This is a genomic window from Mesorhizobium sp. M0830 (genome assembly GCF_040319965.1).
Taxonomy (GTDB): domain Bacteria; phylum Pseudomonadota; class Alphaproteobacteria; order Rhizobiales; family Rhizobiaceae; genus Mesorhizobium.
The window spans coordinates 74,893-90,542 of record NZ_JAMYOR010000016.1 but is presented as its reverse complement, the minus strand read 5'-3'; the positions used below and the strand labels follow the sequence as shown (position 1 = coordinate 90,542).

Below are 15,650 nucleotides of genomic sequence, written 5' to 3'. Positions count from 1 at the left end.
GCGGCGGTGCCAGTGGGAGTCGGACAGGGTCATAATACCGTTGAGGCCGGGTAATGCCGGTGGAGGGAAGGGCCCTGACTTCTGGTGTGCTTTCGAAGCTGGCGAGGAGGGGGTGAATGGCGATGAGCCTCGAAAACCCGAAAAGATCAGGAACCTGCAGAGGAAGCTGTATCGTAAGGCGAAGGCGGAGCGTCACCGTCGACCTTTTGAAAGACGTGCTCCCCGTCGGTTCTACGCTGAAAGCCGAGACCGTCCGCAATTATCTTCACCGCATGGCCGCGCGCGGAATCGGAACTCGACGAGGAGCGCCCCTCCTTCATCGAAGCTTCCCGCCAATATGGGCGAAGTTACCCATCCCCGAAGGCCCGATTGTCGTCGGCATCGACGACGGCTACGTCCGCGCCCGTGACGGCACGCAGAGCCATTTCGAGGTCCTGGTCGGCAAATCAATCCCGGAAGATCAGGACAACCGCTATTTCGGCCTGGTCCAGAGCTATGACGACAAGCCGCGCCGCCGCTTGCGAGAGGTCCTGCGCGAGCAAGGCTTTCAGATGAACCAGGACCTCACCTTCCTCACCGACGGCGGCGATAGCGTGCGCAACATGGCGGTGGCCATGTCTCTCAGTGCCGACCATCTGCTCGACTGGTTCCATATCACCATGCGGCTGACCGTTCTCGGCCAATACGCCAAGGGGCTGGCGCATCACAATCCAAAAGAAGCCGAAGACGCCGCGCGCGAGTTGAGGCGTATCAAGGGCCATCTGTTGGAACGGCAACCATCGCGGGGCGCTACCCTGCATCGAGTGGCTAATCGACGATCGCGATGCGGTCGAAACCGAATATCCCGACATGAAGGCTTTTCGGCTTTTCGGAAGGCGGCGGATGAGTTCAACACCTACATCACATCGCCAACAATGCCAGTATGATCCCGAACTACGCCGAGCGGCGGCGCAATGGCGAGCGGGTTTCGACGGCGTTCGTCGAGTCGTCCGTCAACGTCGTCGTCGGCAAGCGCTTCTCAAAGCGCCAGCAGATGCAATGGTCGAAGGAAGGGGCGCATCTCTTGCTCCGGAACCGCACGCGGGCCCTCGATGGAACGCTGCCCAGAAAGTTCGAGGAGTGGTACCCCCGTGGCAACAATTCCGCCCCTCGGCTGGAGACCGAAATGGCCGCCTGACACCCACCCAATTTGGTGCTCTCTGTTTAGACGCGAATGGCGGCGTAATCAGCGGCCATTTTGCTTCCGCCATCCCAGAAATTCGATTCGGGGAGCATCGCTGGTTGCCGGGTAGAGCCCAATGATGGGTGCGCCGCTCTGAACTTTCTCCAGGACAAAGTCCTCATAGGCGGTCATCTCCACCGTCTCATCGGCAATCTCATCGGCTAGATGCGCCGGAATGACCATGACGCCTTCATTGTCGCCGACCAGGACGTCGCCCGGCCAGACCGCCACATCACCGCAACCAATCGGCACGTTGATATCAAGTGCCTGATTGAGAGTCAGGTTCGTCGGAGCTGATGGCCGGTTGTGATAGGCGCGGATGTCGAGTTCGGCAATTTCTGGGCTGTCGCGAAACCCGCCATCGGTAACCACGCCAACCACACCGCGTACGTGTAGTCGTGAAACCAGAATTGAGCCGGCCGATGCTGCGCGCGCATCCTTGCGGCTATCCATGACGAGAACGCACCCAGAGGGGCATTGCTCGACAGCTGCGCGTTGTGGATGCAACGGGTTCTTGAAAACGTCGATCGAGTTGAGGTCCTCGCGCGCAGGAATGTATCGCAGTGTGAACGCCTGGCCGACCATGTTTGCCTTCTTCGAAGACAGCGGCCGCACATCTTGTATAAATTGGTTGCGTAAGCCGCGCTTGAACAGGGCTGTGGCTATGGTCGGCGTCGCGACGCCCATATATTTCTCGCGAGTTTCCTTGCTCAGGGCATAATTGGTCATAATTCAGTCCTTGACGGTCAATAGATGTCGGGCTCAGGCGCGGAGGGGCCGAAGTTGGCTTCCAGAAAGTCGAAGTCAGCCCCTGTATCGGCCTGCTGAATGTGGCGGCCAAACATCCACCCGTAGCCGCGGCCGATCTTTTCCGCAGGCTTCTGCCATTCGGTCCGGCGGCGTGCGAGTTCAGCGTCGTCGACGAGCACATCGATGCGACGTGCAGCCAGATCCAGCTTGATGATGTCCCCGGTCTTCAGCAGGGCCAGCGGCCCCCCGACATGGGATTCGGGCGAGACGTGCAGAACGCAGGCGCCATAGCTGGTACCACTCATTCGGGCGTCAGACAGGCGCAGCATATCGCGATGGCCCTGTTTCAGCAGCGCCTTCGGCATCGGCAGCATTCCCCATTCCGGCATGCCCGGGCCGCCTTGCGGTCCGGCACCGCGCAGAACCATGACGTGAGCGGGAGTGATGTCGAGATTTTCGTCGTCGACGGCGGCTTTCATGTCTGGATAGTTGTCGAAGACCAGGGCCGGACCCTGATGCTGGTGAAAGCGCGGATCGCAGGCGGCGGGCTTTATAACAGCACCAGTTGGCGCAAGATTGCCTTTCAGCACGGCCAACGAGCCTTCGCGATAGACGGGATTGTGGAGCGATCGGATCACTTCGTCATTATAGCACTTGGCACCCTCGAGCGTTTCGCCGAGGGTGCGGCCGGAGACGGTCATGGCCGACAGGTCGAGCTTTGATGACAGCTTGGACATCAGCGCCCGGAGGCCCCCGGCGTAGTAGAAATCCTCCATCAGATAGGTCGAGCCCATCGGCTTTATATTGGCTAGCACCGGCGTGTTGCGCCCCGCCGCATCCAAATCGTCCAACGTCAGGGCGACTCCGGCCCGCCGCGCCATGGCCAGCAGATGAATGGCGGCGTTGCTGGAACAGCCAGTCGCCATTGCAACCACCACGGCATTGAAAACGGCTGCTTTGTTAAGGATCTTGGATGGAACGAGATCCTCCCAGACCATGGCAACGATCCTGCGGCCAACCGCTGACGACATTCGGATATGATTGGAATCGACAGCCGGGATTGAACTTGCCCCGGGCAAGGTCAGTCCCATCGCCTCGGCGATCGCCGTCATCGTACTGGCCGTTCCCATAGTCATGCAATGGCCATAGGATCGCGCGATTCCGGCTTCGAGATCGACCCATTCGTCGGCTGATATGGTGCCGGCGCGGCGTTCGTCCCAGAACTTCCAGGCGTCGGAGCCGGAGCCGAGATATTCGCCGCGATAATTGCCGCGCAGCATTGGGCCGGCAGGCAGGAAGATCATCGGCAGGCCGATCGACAGCGCGCCCATGACGAGACCCGGCGTGGTCTTGTCGCAGCCGCCCATCAGCACGGCGCCGTCGACGGGATGGCAGCGCAGCAGTTCCTCCACCTCCATTGCCAGCATGTTGCGGTAAAGCATCGTCGTCGGCTTGACGTAGCTCTCCGATAGCGACAGCGCAGGAAGCTCGAGCGGGAAGCCGCCGGCCTGCAAGATGCCGCGCTTGACGTCCTCGACGCGGGTCTTGAAGTGCGCGTGGCAGGGCTGGGCATCCGACCAGGTATTGAGGATGGCGATCACTGGCTTGCCGGCCCACTCTTCCGGCGCATAGCCCATCTGCATAGTGCGGGAGCGGTGTCCGGAACTCCTGAGATCGTCGGGCGCGAACCACCGCGCGCTTCTCAACTGTTCGGGCGTCTTCTTCCTTGTCGTCATGTCTGAAACTCGATCAAAATTCGGTTGGAAACAGATTCCCGGCGTTCGGCCCGACTATTCCTTCATGCCCCACTTTTGCAGCGTCTTGCGCTCGATCGTCTGGAAGATCAGGTTTTCGACGACGAGGCCGATCATGATGACCGTCAGCAAGCCGGCGAAGACCGCCGGGATGTCAAGCAGGTTGCGGTTTTCGAAGATGAACCATCCGAGGCCGCCCTGTCCCGAAGAGACGCCGAAGACCAGTTCGGCTGCAATCAGCGTGCGCCAGGCGAAAGCCCAGCCGATCTTGAGCCCGGTCAAGATCGACGGGAAGGCGGCCGGCACGAGGATGCGGATCGCGTAGGGGAGGCCGGTCAGGCCGTAGTTGGCGCCGACCATCCTCAAAGTGCGTGAGACGCCGAGAAAGCCGGAGTGCGTGTTGAGCGCAACGGCCCACAGAACCGAGTGCAGCAATACGAAGACGAGGCTCGACGGGCCGAGGCCAAACCAGATCAGCGCAAGCGGCAGCAGCGAGATCGCGGGCAGCGGATTGAACATCGCCGTCATCGTTTCGAGGAAGTCGGTGCCGATGCGGGTGTTGATAGCGAGGATCGTCAGGACAAACGCGAGCACGGTGCCCAGAACGTAGCCTGTGACCAGGATCTTCAGCGTCGTCCAGATACGCGTCGGAAGCACGCCATCGGCAAAATTGGCGTAGAGCGACTGGAAGGTGTCGGTGAGCGTCGGGAAGAGCAGCGGGTTGTCGAGCTGGCGCGCATACATCTCCCAGATGACGGCAAGCACGACGATGAGAAGGGTCTTGCGGAAGGCGCCGGACTGCCAGAGCAGTTCGAACGCTCCGAGCTTCTGCTCAACGGCATCGATATTTCCCCTGCGCGAGCGAAGGTCGGCAGCGACGATGATCTGCGGGGCCATGATTTACTCCCGGTGTCCCGGCTCGGAAAAGAGCATGGAATGAATCTGCTGTTCGAGTTCGGTGGCGGCGAGCGGATCGTCGCGCACGCTCTCGACGTCACCGACTTCCGCGCGCACGCGACCGGGATGCGGCGACAGCAGCAGGATGCGGTTAGAGATCTTGATCGCCTCGGCGATCGAGTGGGTGACGAAGATCACGGTGAAGCGCGTGTCTTCCCACAGTTGCAACAATTCGTCCTGCATCTGGCGTCGGGTCAGGGCGTCGAGGGCGGCGAACGGCTCGTCCATCAGCAGGATATCGGGCTGCATCGCCATGCCGCGGGCGATCGCCACTCGCTGTTTCATGCCGCCAGACAGCATGTGCGGATAGGTATCAACGGCACGCGTCAGCTTGACCTTATCGACATACTCGCGGGCAACTGTCTCGGCTTCCGCGCGCGGCAGCTTGCGTGCCACAAGCAGGGGGAACATGACGTTTTCCAGAACGGTCTTCCACGGCAGGAGTTGATCGAACTCCTGGAAGACCATCATGCGGTCGGCGCCAGGCTTCTTCACCGTTCGGCCCTTGATCGAGATGGTGCCGCTGACCGGCGTCATGTAGCCACCAATTGCCTTCAAGAGAGTGGATTTGCCACAACCGGACGGGCCGAGCAGGACAAAACGGTCCGATTGCTCGACCACGAACGAGACGTCCTCGGTTGCCGTGATCAGGAGGTTCGGCGTCTTGTAGCGCAGCGTCACCTTGTCGACGTTGAGCAGGGGAGTGCCAGAAGCCGTTTGGACACGTGACGAATCGATCGGCATGGTGGTCTGGAGCATGGCCACTCCTCCGTGGCTGGTTCTTCGAGAGACGGCCGCGTCCCGCGGCCACCCCGGTCGTACGGGTCAGTTGCCGTTCAGATCGGCGGCTTCCGGCAGATAATAGTCGGTCCAGGCCTTCGGCATCGTTTTCAACGTGCCGATGTTGTAGAGATGCTCGGCAAACTTCATCGTGCCCTGAGGATCCATCCGGTACTCCATCATGTGCGGTTCCTTGAGGATCGCCATCAAGTCGTCGATGCTGGTCTTGTCGCCGGAAATCGTCCTGTAGTCCTCCAGGGCCCCCTTCGGGTCCTTCTTGATGTAGGCGATGGCGTCGGCGGTCGCCTGACGGATCGCCTTGACGATCGCCGGATTCGCCTTGGCGAATTCGGTTGTCGTGAAGAACGTGCCCTGGCTCAGGTCACCGCCGATGATGTCGCGCGAACTGGTCACCTCATGGACGCCGGGCATCTTCAGCTCAAGATACTGATAGGGCGGAGCGGAGAAGTGGCTCTTCACCTCATGCTTGCTGTTGGCTAGCGCCGCCATCGCATCGGGGTGGCCCAACTGCACGGTGTTGGCGTCGAAGCGATGGATGTCCTTGTCGCCATACATCTTGGCGGCAGCCATCTGAAGCAGGATCGCCTGTGTCGAGACACCGACGGTCGGAACGGCGATCTTGTCGTTCGGACCAATGTCTTGCAGCGACTTGATGTGCGGATCGCGCGAAACCATGATCACCGGCTGGGCCGAGTTCGTGCAGATGCCTTTCACGCGGCCCCTCGTGCGGTCCCAGAGAAGCAGCAGGTTGCCGGTGCCGGTGTTGACGATATCGACGTTGCCGGAGAGCAGCGCATCGGTCTGCGCACCGCCGCCGCTGAACGTGCGCCAAGCGACCTTGACGCCCTTGACGCCGTCTTCGGCGGCGCGTTTCTCGATCAGCTTCTGCGTCTCCATGACATGGCTGGCGAGATAGAGAATGCCGGGCTGGCGGGTGATTGAGATGTCGGTCTTCTCCTGCGCAAGCACCGATGAGCCGAGGCCGAGGATGATACCGAGCGCGGCGATACCGCCTATGAGTGATCGCATGAACTCCTCCCGAATGGACGTCGCAGCGCAACGACCGCGCTGCCGCCGACAAAATGCGGCAGATCCACTTAAAGCACTAATGCATCAGTGCATCAAGTCGGAATATGTGCTTTAAGCGATGTCGATATGGGAATCGAAGGAACAAGCATGAGCGGCAGGCTGAGGGAAAGCGTCCTGGACAGGTCACGGCAGGTGGCGCTCCAGATCCACGAAATCCTGAGAAAGCGCATTCTTTCTCTGGAGTTGGTGCCCGGCACCGTGCTGTCGCGCGCGTCGCTGCAACTCGAATTCGGGGTCAGCCAGACGCCTGTGCGCGATGCGCTGATGCGTCTTCAGGAAGAGGGCCTCATCGAGGTCTATCCACAATATGCGACGGTGGTTGCCCGCATCGACATCGCAAATGCAAGGCAGGCGCAATTTATGCGACTGTCTATCGAACTGGAGGCGGTGCGACGGCTGACATTGGAAAGTCCCGTCGAGACAGCCGACGCGCTGCTGAATGTCCTTGCGCGCCAAGAACGGGTCGCCTCACCCCAAACTTACGACTTGTTCGATTCATTGGACCGAGACTTCCACCGCGCACTTTATGAGCGTGCGGAGATAATGGAGTTATGGTTCACAGTTCGCCGGCAGAGCGTGCACATCGACCGTTTGCGTCGCCTCAACCTGCCGATGCCCGGAAAAATGCAGACAGTGGTGGACGACCACCACAACATCGTGGATTCTATCCGCTCTGGCGATCCGCTTGCTGCCACGAACGCGCTACGCAAACACCTGTCTGGCACACTCTCTGTAATAGGTCTCATTAGCCAGCAGTTTCCCGACTATATTAAGCATTAGGTTTGGCGTCCGTTCGTCGCATTCGACAGTCTTAGCCTGAAAAATTCATGGGGGTTGGTGGATGTGGCGCAAGCCGTTGAAATGACGTAGGATTTGGTTGCTTAAGCCGATCCGACCATTTCCCGGAGACCACACCCACCATGAACGATCTTACGCTGCCGCTGAGCGGTTTGTCATCAGTCGGCGACAAGTCCGTCGTCGCCCGTTTCGACGGCGGCATGCTGTCGTCCAACAGCGGCGTTCTGGCTTTGGCCGAGGTGGAAAAGCGGTTGCGAGTGGCCGAGCGTCTGGCGCGTTGCATCGACGATCCGCGCTGCCCGGACCAGGTCGTCCACAGCCTGGCGGACATGATCGGCTTTCGCATGAAGATGATCGCCGCCGGCTACATTGCAGCGGCGGGCCGTTGTCGCCGGGTCTATGGTGGAGCCCTCCCACTTCTGGCCAACAGCGTTCCTATGTCAGTCCGTATCGACACGAGGCGCCGACAGAAACAAGCCCTTGCCCAAACAGCCTCACGGATGATCCAGCCTGGAGAATTCATATTTCTGGACAGCGGCAGCACCAATCTTGCGCTGATCGATTTCTTGCCCGAAAGGCTACGATCTGACCTTGGCCACCAATTCCATAGATATTGCCGGCGCAGCGCTGCGAAGGCAGGACCTGAAACTTATTATGCTTGGCGGGACGGTCGATCTTGCCGTCGGCGGCTGCGTCGATGCGACGGCCATAGGAAGTCTCTCGCAGATGAATATCGACAGATCTTTTCTGGGCGTTTGTTCGGTTTCTCCGACATCCGGCCTTAGTGCATTCGACATTGCTGACGCGACCTTCAAGCGGGCTCTGCTGGCGGCTAGCGGTTATACTATCGCCCTAGCTACGACGAACAAGCTCGAGGTGCGAGCCCCGCACCGCGTATCCGAGATCAGCGAGATCGGCTGTTCCGTGCTTGAGCACGATGCGCCAATAAACCACCTCGACGATTTAGTGCGGGCCGGAGCCAATATTGTAAAGGCCCTTCAGCCTTTCTGACGCCAGCGTATACCGCGTCTATTGTCCGTCTGACACCATCTCTATCCGCTCTTCGGTGACTGCGTCGAAAAAGTGAAGCCTGTGGCGCAGCAATGTCAGTTCAAGTTCGTCGCCAGCATTCGGGCAAACCGTCTGATCCGACGCGCGCTGTGTCATGGGGCCCATCGTCGTTTCCGTGAACACCAGGCGCTCGTGTCCAAGGTTTTCGGTAACCGCCACCCGCGCCGTGATCGTCGGGCCTTCCCGCTGCGCGCCGACAACCACATGCTCCGGCCGTATGCCGACAATCACCTTGGGTGGAAGGGGGTGCTTCGCCTTGACGGTAATATCCTGGTCCCCGATGCGTATGGTCTCTCCTGAGCTCTCCACTTCGAAAGTATTCATTTTGGGAGAGCCGATGAAGCGCGCGACGAAGAGGTTGGTCGGCTTGCTGTAAATCACATCCGGCGTGTCGTATTGCATCAAATTGTGGGTGGCTGGGAAGATGCCAGTCGCTTCTTCTCTGACGGGCACGCGGCCTTTTTCGTCGATGCTTCGGTCTTTGGACCTGGATTCGAAGACCCGGCCTCATCCAAGATCGCGGGCAAAGTCGGCTATGCGCCTCTTCCCCCATCCGCTGGCGACATCGGCTATAGCGGTCACTGGTCGTGGGGCATCTCAATCCCGAAGAACTCGAAGAAGAAGGATGCGGCCTGGCTCTTCGTCGAATGGGCAACGGGTAAGGCCATGACTGCGAAACTTGGCAAAAACACTGGCGGCGCTCCGCGCCTCTCGTCCTGGGCGGATGCCGGCTACAAAGCCGCGCTCAATCCAGGCTATGTCGAGGCGGTGCAGACCCAGATGCAGCACACCCGCCCGACCTCCGTCTTCCGTGAAGGCTGGAGCGAAGTCGTTTTGCAGATCGTCGACACAATCCACGCGATGGTCGCGGGCACGCCTGCGCAAGAGGCGGCTGATGGACTGCAGGAAACGCTGGCTGGCACTTTCCAGTAACGCCTTGGCGGGCGGGGCGATCCGCCTCGCCCGCCGCACCGATCCACCATGCCTGATGTTGGAGACTACCATGCGGCTGCGACGTAGAGCGTTTAACCCATATTGGCTTCTGGTCCCGGCATTGTTAATGCTGGCGCTCAACACCTTTTACCCCGTGATCTATTCGGTCTATTTGTCCTTCACCGATTGGAACTGGGGCAAAACCAGCAATTTCGTCGGGCTGACGAATTTTATCAACGTCCTGACCAAGCCTCAGTTTCGCGGCGCGTTCCTCAACACGCTGATCTTTTCGGTTTCGGCCATCGTTGTGGAAACCCTGCTCGGGCTCGGGCTCGCGCTGGTCATCAATCGCCTTACGGTAGGTGCTGGAATAATCCGAACCATTCTTCTGATGCCTCTGATGGTTTCGGGTATCGCCGTGTCCCTGGTCTGGAAAGTGCTGCTCGACCCGACCCAGGGCATCATAAACTATTTCCTCGCGCAAATCGGAATCGCGGGTCCTGCCTGGCTGGGCACCGTGCACACCGCCATGCCCTCCATCATAATGATCGACACGTGGTGGCAGACAGCTTTCACCTTCATCATTCTTTCCTCCGCGCTCAAGGGCTTGCCCGCCGAGCCCTTCGAAGCCGCGCGGCTTGAGGGCGCCGGCCCCTGGGCAACTTTCCGCTACATCACCTTGCCCATGCTCAAGCCAGTGCTGATTACCGTCATCATCTTCCGCACGGTAGACACGCTCAAGATCTTCGACATTGTCTTCGGCACCACCGGCGGCGGACCGCTTCGCGCCACTGAAGTTGTGCAGACGCTGGCTTACCAGACTGCGTTCAAATTTCACCGCTTCGGCGAGTCCGCGGCGCTCTCGGTCGTCTTCTCCATCATCATCCTGATGCTTTGCCGTGCCTATACGACAATACGCTTGGCGGACCGGCCTTGAGGAGGCCTGCATAATAGGACAAGCCTTTGGCAATTCGCGGATCGTTGAAGCGCGGTTTGGCCCAATCGCCGTCGAACCAGATATTTTCCGGCAGCGCCGCGGGCTGGTCACCCCAGGCATCGAGGACGATCCCGGTCATGGTGTCGACAAGCTCGGCCGACCGCTTGCCACGCATTGCGGCGCCGAAATCCTGCCCATTGCCCGCCGCCGTAACTTTGGCGGCGTCGGCCATCAGCTCATCCATGGTCGCCGGCACCTTAGCGCCGCGCCTGATGAGCTGATCGACGACATTGCGGCCGACGGTTCCGGTCGCACCGGTAACGAGGATAGTCATGTGGTCACTCCTGCTTTTATCAAATCGCTAGCGCTTATTTAGGAGTCCACAAACGCACCGGAAGCTGCCATTTGTAGACACCCCGTCTCACTGGTGGAACACATGGACCTGCTCGCCCTAGCCGACTTCAATCTGGTTGCACGTCATGGTGGATTCGGGCGAGCGGCGCGCGCCACGGGGCGCCCCAAGGCGACGCTCTCGCGGCGCGCCGCAGAACTGGAGAATAGCCTGGGCCTACGCTTGTTCGAGCGCGGAGCGCGTGCCCTGAAGCTCACGCAGGAGGGAAAGGACCTGCATGAGCGAACCAGTCGCTTGCTGACGGAAGTGGAGGAGACGGCCGCAGCGATTGCGTCGGGAGACCGGGAACCGCGTGGAAATTTGCGGATCAGTGCACCATTGCTCTTCTCTCAACTTGCGATGGGTAAGCTGGCGGCAGGCTTCTCGCTCAAATATCCTGACGTTATCCTTGAAGTCACGACCGAAGACCGTGCAGTCGACATGGTCGAAGAAGGGTATGACCTGGCCATTCGCGTCAATCCGCGTTCCGATGAAAGCCTGGTGGGACGGGTCTTCATGCGTGATCGGCTTGTGATCGTGGCGAGCCCGCAAGTGGCGAGACCGCAAGACGGAGACGCCGCTCCGGCTGTCGTGCGGAGCTCGGACAGAGGAGTCTCGTTGTGGAATATCAAACCGGACACGGGACCGACGACGATCGCGTTCACCCCGGTGCTCAGCCTGTCGTCGCTCATCATGGTTCGCGATGCGGTCGTCATGGGCGTGGGTGCGGCACGGTTGCCGGTATCGCTCGTGAGTCATGATCTGGCCGCCGGCACGCTGGTGCATTGGGGGGACGTAGATGGTCCGGATGCGGCCCTGTGGACACTCTACCCGTCGCGGCGCCTGTTGAATGCCCGCGTTTCCGCCTTCATCGACCATCTGAGGGAAGCGTTTCCCAAAGGCACTCCCGACGAATTGGCAGCGTTCATTCGGATCTGAAGCCGCCACAATTACCTTACTGTCGGCCAACGCCATCACCCATGTCGCATGGTCAGCATGATCCGATAACGCAAGCGACGACCGCCAGCAGGTGGCTGCTGCAGTCCGATGAACCACAGCAGCCGACGCGTCAGCCCGCCAGCCGCGGATAGTCCGTGTAGCCGGCCGCGCCACCGCCATAGAAGGTGGATGGATCGGGCTCGTTGACGGGCGCGCCCAACCGCAGGCGCTCGACGAAGTCGGGATTGGCCAAAGCCCAACGGCCGATCGAGGTCATGTCTGCCTGGCCCGAGACGATGTCCTGGTCCAGGGCTTCGCGCGTGCGGCCAAGCCGCAGCACCATCAGGGTCGTGGGCCAGGCACGGCGGATGTCGGCGAGGAGCTCGTCGCCCCCGCCATACATCAGGTGGAGATAGGCGAGCTTCAGCGGTGCCAGCGCGGCGATCAGTTCGCGATAGAGCGCATGACTTTCCGGACCTTCATCAAGCCCGCCCAAAGGCAGGCCTGGCGAAAGGCGGATAGCGGTGCGATCGGCGCCGATCTCATCGGCGACAGCCTGCGCCACTTCGACGGCGAACCGAATGCGGTTGGCGATCGGCCCGCCATAGGCGTCGGTCCGGTGATTGGCGTTCGGCGCAAAGAACTGATGGACGATATAGCCGTTGGCGCCGTGAATCTCGACGCCGTCGGCGCCGGCATCGATAGCCAGCCGCGCGGCCCGCCGGAAATCCTGCACCGTGGCGGCGACTTCCTCGGTCGTCAGCGCGCGCGGCTTGGGGATGGGCTGCATGCCGCTCGCAGTGAACATCTGCTCACCGGGCGCGACGGCCGATGGGGCGACGGGCTGACGGTGATGCGGCGTGTTGTCCGGGTGCGACATGCGGCCGACATGCATGAGCTGCAGGAAGATCTTCGCGCCTTTTGCGTGAACCGCATCGGTGACCTTGCGCCAGCCGGCGACATGTTCGGGCGCGTGGATCCCCGGGGTCGCGAAATAGCCCTGGCCATCGGCCGAGGGTTGCACACCTTCGGTTATCAGTAGGCCCAGCGAGGCGCGCTGGGCGTAGTATTCAGCGGCGTGCTCGCCCGGTACGCCGTTGAACTCGGCTCGGCTGCGGGTCATCGGGGCCAAGGCCAGGCGGTGGGGCAGGTCCATTTGGCCCACGCGGACCGGATTCCAGATCGTCGTCATGATAAACTCCTTGAAAGTTGAAAACGTGGTGATCAGCGGGTGAAGTCAGCGACGATCTTGCCGGATGCGTGGCCGGTGCGATTGCGCTCGATTGCGGAAGCCAAATCATCGAAGCCCACCACGTCGGCGATCGTCGATCGCAGGGCGCCGACGGCGACCTGCTGGGCGATCGCGGTCAGGCGCGCGGTATCGGGCTTGTTCGATAAGAAGACGCCGCGGCGGCCTGGCGGCGTACGCGATGCGAGGTCCGTAGCGGCGATGCTTACGAGAAGGCCGTCGGGCGACAGGAGTGCCCAGGAGCGGTCCACGACCTCACCGCCGACGAGGTCGACGACGAAATCGATGTCGCGCGCAAGCAGCTCGAAGTTCTGCTGCCGGTAGTCGATCACCTCATCCGCGCCGAGGGCCCGGACATGCGGCAGGCTATTGGTCGAGGCCGTGGCAAAGACGGTCGCTCCGGCCGCCTTGGCGAACTGGATGGCAAAGCCGCCCACGCCGCCGGCTGCGCCATGGATCAGCACCCGCCGTCCGGAGAGGTCGAAATCCGCGACCTGAATGACATGCCAGGCTGTCATCGCCGCGACGGGAATGGCCGCTGCCTCAACGTCCGACAGCGCTGACGGAGTCAGGACGAGCTTCTCGGCGTTGATGACGAGATGGTCGGCGTAGGCCCCGACGCCACCGAGGGCGGCCATAACCCGATCCCCGGGCTTCACGCCCGTGACGCTGGGGCCGGTCCGAAGCACGACGCCGGCCATTTCGATGCCAAGTGTCGCGGGCAGGGTCAGCTTGAAGCGCTCGCGGAGGTAGCCTTCACGGATTTTCCAGTCGATGCCGTTTACCGCGGTGGCCTTGACCGACACCAAGACCTCGCCCGGACCCGGCTCGGGCGCGGATACGCTATCGACTGTCAGGGATTCGGGGCCGCCATATGTTTGAAGACGTAAGGCGCGGCCGGGGGCAAGCGGCTCGGATGTGGAAGCCCCGCGCTTGAGATCAGCGGATTGGATCATGTAGGTTCTCCTTCTTGGCAGAAGGTATGCATTCGAAATCCGAGCCATAAGTCATCGAAATAAGACGGTCTGTCTCGCTGGAGAGACACCCGGATGGCCCTTCCAGCGTCGCCAATTTCGTAATTGTCGCCTTATCCGTCGGTGCTTTTCGGCCAAGCGGAAAAGCGGTCGACCGACGGCGACCTTGTAGCGGCGTGTGATCGGGCTTGAGGAAAGCCTGGGGCTATTCGAACGACGTGACCGCACGCTTGAGCTCACGGATGGCGGCCAGCGCTCTTTGCCGAACAGAAGGCTGGCTCGGCGAACTGCGTGAGATCCAAGTGTAATTCCGCAGCGGCCAAGGTGAGTTGCACGGGGACCGTAGATCAGTGCACCGGTGCTCATCTCTCACTCGGCTATGGGAGGTCTCCTTCTCATAGATCGTGCTGTCGGCGAGCGGGACGATCAAAGGGCGTTCATGCCGCTTGATCTTGCCCGTTCGCATAGGTGTCGAGATTCTGAGGATGGGTGCTGACGGTATTTTTGGCGGCGTTTCCGGTTCGGAGCGGCGGACACCGTCCGGGGTCGCGAGCGAAGCCGTTGACCAGCGCGCCATGGGCACTCAGGTCGCCATCAGTTCGCCCGTAGGTGGGGACGCGCCGTAGATCTCACCAGGTTGGGATCATAGAGGCGCGTCGATTTTATCATGAGGCTTTCGTCCGGATCCTGCTGGCTTGGGCGGTCCGAGAAGGCCCCAGCGCCGCAGCGTTTTGGACCAGCGCGCGCATGTAGCCCAAGGCAAAGGCCTTTCCTGCGTGCCAGGGCGCGTCGCAGGTCATCTCCGGCGTATGGTCGGGGATCATGACGCCGTCATAGTTTTCATCGCGCAGGATGCGGACGATCTCGGCCATATCGATATCGCCGTCGTCCACGAAGGTTTCGTGATAGTTCGGAACCTTGCCACGCACATTGCGGAAGTGGATATAGCCGATGCGTTTGCTGCGTGCGAAGCGCCTGACGTGTCCGTAGATATCGTCGGTGCCCGGCATTTCTTGCAGCGAGCCGAGGCAGAGCTCCAGCCCATTGGACGGCGAGTCGATGATGCCCATCAGGCGGTCGTATTTCTGCGGCCGGTTGACGAGCCGTGCGGTACCACGCAGCGCTTCGGCCGGCGGATCGTCGGGGTGCGCCGCCATCACAACACCGGCTTCCTCGGCCACCGGTATGATCTCGCGAAGGAAGAGGTCGAGCCGCTGCCAAAGCTCGTCGCTGCTGACCTTCACCGGCTCCGCATCCGGCCGCCCGGCACGGTAGCGCATGTTCCAGACCACGCCGTCGGGGAGGGGCAGATCGGGGTCGATGGCAGCGAGATCGAGCCCCACCGACATCGCCTCGCCCCGAGCGAATGGGCCGCGCGACCAGCCCCAGACCCCGGCGATCGAGAAGTTGTAGCCGATACAGGGAATACCGGCACGTCCGGCATCGCGAACAAGGCGCTTCAAGCCTTCGATCTGTTTTGCCCTGTCAGGACCGCCGAGCAGCACGTCCGACCAGAAACGCGGCGAAAAATTCTCGATCGCGGCGATTTCCAGGCCGTTGTCGCGCACGGTCTTCACCAGACCGATGAAATCCTCGTAATCCCACAGCTCATCGGTTGAGCAATCGCCCCAACCCTCGGCATCGCAGCCGGCGGACAGCGAAGGATCGCGGCCGCGAAAATAGTTGGTGAGGTGGGCAACGATGTGGGTGGCGCCTGCCTGGCGGGCAAAGCGGAAATTGTCGGGGGTCAGCGACTCCCGGTAAAGGCCAAGGCCGATCTTCACG

General features: G+C 61.2%; 14 protein-coding genes and 5 pseudogenes. 9 read left to right on the top strand and 10 right to left on the bottom strand.

Going from position 1 to position 15,650, the window contains the following annotated elements:
* Window positions 1-191: 191 nt before the first annotated feature.
* A pseudogene (locus tag NKI20_RS12630) lies at window positions 192-1,177 on the top strand (ISKra4 family transposase); the annotation flags it as partial.
* Window positions 1,178-1,225: 48 nt separating this feature from the next.
* Here NKI20_RS12630 and NKI20_RS12625 read toward each other — a convergent pair.
* The 5 genes from NKI20_RS12625 to NKI20_RS12605 form a co-directional block, all read right to left on the bottom strand.
* Window positions 1,226-1,951, bottom strand: a complete 726-nt coding sequence (locus NKI20_RS12625; protein WP_352830918.1) for a ribonuclease activity regulator RraA — start codon at window positions 1,949-1,951, stop codon at window positions 1,226-1,228.
* Between the two features lie 17 nt (window positions 1,952-1,968).
* A complete protein-coding gene (araD, locus tag NKI20_RS12620) occupies window positions 1,969-3,708 on the bottom strand; it encodes an L-arabinonate dehydratase (RefSeq protein WP_352830916.1) in 1,740 nt (579 codons plus the stop codon).
* Window positions 3,709-3,762: 54 nt separating this feature from the next.
* Complete coding sequence (locus tag NKI20_RS12615) at window positions 3,763-4,623, bottom strand: ABC transporter permease (RefSeq protein WP_352830914.1); 861 nt, start codon at window positions 4,621-4,623, stop codon at window positions 3,763-3,765.
* 3 nt (window positions 4,624-4,626) lie between these two features.
* On the bottom strand, window positions 4,627-5,442 hold the full coding sequence (locus NKI20_RS12610; protein WP_352830912.1) for an ABC transporter ATP-binding protein: 816 nt from the start codon (window positions 5,440-5,442) through the stop codon (window positions 4,627-4,629).
* A gap of 66 nt (window positions 5,443-5,508) precedes the next feature.
* Entirely contained in the window at window positions 5,509-6,513 is a 1,005-nt protein-coding gene (locus NKI20_RS12605; protein WP_352830910.1) for an ABC transporter substrate-binding protein, read from the bottom strand.
* 147 nt (window positions 6,514-6,660) lie between these two features.
* Here NKI20_RS12605 and NKI20_RS12600 point away from each other — a divergent pair, with 147 nt between their 5' ends.
* The 4 genes and pseudogenes from NKI20_RS12600 (at window position 6,661) to NKI20_RS12585 (ending at window position 8,382) form a co-directional block, all read left to right on the top strand.
* Window positions 6,661-7,353, top strand: coding sequence for a GntR family transcriptional regulator (locus tag NKI20_RS12600; protein ID WP_352830909.1), 693 nt, complete (start codon window positions 6,661-6,663; stop codon window positions 7,351-7,353).
* A gap of 140 nt (window positions 7,354-7,493) precedes the next feature.
* A pseudogene (locus NKI20_RS12595) lies at window positions 7,494-7,739 on the top strand (transposase); the annotation flags it as partial.
* A pseudogene (locus NKI20_RS12590) lies at window positions 7,716-7,937 on the top strand (hypothetical protein); the annotation flags it as partial. The pseudogenes NKI20_RS12595 and NKI20_RS12590, both read left to right, overlap by 24 nt.
* Window positions 7,938-7,962: 25 nt before the next feature.
* Entirely contained in the window at window positions 7,963-8,382 is a 420-nt protein-coding gene (locus NKI20_RS12585) for a DeoR/GlpR family DNA-binding transcription regulator (protein ID WP_352830907.1), read from the top strand.
* Window positions 8,383-8,400: 18 nt separating this feature from the next.
* On the opposite strand, the gene NKI20_RS12580 is transcribed toward NKI20_RS12585, so the two are convergent.
* Entirely contained in the window at window positions 8,401-8,895 is a 495-nt protein-coding gene (locus NKI20_RS12580) for a TOBE domain-containing protein (RefSeq protein WP_352830905.1), read from the bottom strand.
* On the opposite strand from NKI20_RS12580, the pseudogene NKI20_RS12575 reads away from it, so the two are divergent.
* The 3 genes and pseudogenes from NKI20_RS12575 to NKI20_RS12565 form a co-directional block, all read left to right on the top strand.
* Window positions 8,851-9,051: pseudogene (locus NKI20_RS12575) on the top strand (sugar ABC transporter substrate-binding protein); the annotation flags it as partial. The gene NKI20_RS12580 and the pseudogene NKI20_RS12575 overlap by 45 nt on opposite strands.
* A gap of 57 nt (window positions 9,052-9,108) precedes the next feature.
* Entirely contained in the window at window positions 9,109-9,375 is a 267-nt protein-coding gene (locus NKI20_RS12570; RefSeq protein WP_352830974.1) for a hypothetical protein, read from the top strand.
* A gap of 4 nt (window positions 9,376-9,379) precedes the next feature.
* On the top strand, window positions 9,380-10,312 hold the full coding sequence (locus NKI20_RS12565) for a carbohydrate ABC transporter permease (RefSeq protein ID WP_352830904.1): 933 nt from the start codon (window positions 9,380-9,382) through the stop codon (window positions 10,310-10,312).
* A 214-nt stretch (window positions 10,313-10,526) separates the two neighbouring features.
* Here the strand turns inward: NKI20_RS12565 and NKI20_RS12560 are convergent.
* Window positions 10,527-10,646, bottom strand: a pseudogene (locus NKI20_RS12560) (NAD-dependent epimerase/dehydratase family protein); the annotation flags it as partial.
* 102 nt (window positions 10,647-10,748) lie between these two features.
* On the opposite strand from NKI20_RS12560, the gene NKI20_RS12555 reads away from it, so the two are divergent.
* Window positions 10,749-11,642 (top strand): LysR family transcriptional regulator, encoded by an 894-nt coding sequence (locus tag NKI20_RS12555; RefSeq protein ID WP_352830902.1) that lies wholly within the window; start codon window positions 10,749-10,751, stop codon window positions 11,640-11,642.
* A gap of 130 nt (window positions 11,643-11,772) precedes the next feature.
* Here the strand turns inward: NKI20_RS12555 and NKI20_RS12550 are convergent, their stop codons facing one another.
* The 3 genes from NKI20_RS12550 to NKI20_RS12540 all read right to left on the bottom strand — a co-directional run bounded on the left by NKI20_RS12550 (window position 11,773) and on the right by NKI20_RS12540 (window position 15,649).
* Complete coding sequence (locus tag NKI20_RS12550) at window positions 11,773-12,834, bottom strand: alkene reductase (RefSeq protein ID WP_352830900.1); 1,062 nt, start codon at window positions 12,832-12,834, stop codon at window positions 11,773-11,775.
* Window positions 12,835-12,866: 32 nt separating this feature from the next.
* Window positions 12,867-13,847: an NADP-dependent oxidoreductase gene (locus NKI20_RS12545; protein WP_352830898.1), complete on the bottom strand. Its 981-nt coding sequence runs from the start codon at window positions 13,845-13,847 to the stop codon at window positions 12,867-12,869.
* A 683-nt stretch (window positions 13,848-14,530) separates the two neighbouring features.
* On the bottom strand, window positions 14,531-15,649 hold the full coding sequence (locus NKI20_RS12540; protein ID WP_352830896.1) for a mannonate dehydratase: 1,119 nt from the start codon (window positions 15,647-15,649) through the stop codon (window positions 14,531-14,533).
* Window position 15,650: the final 1 nt, after the last annotated feature.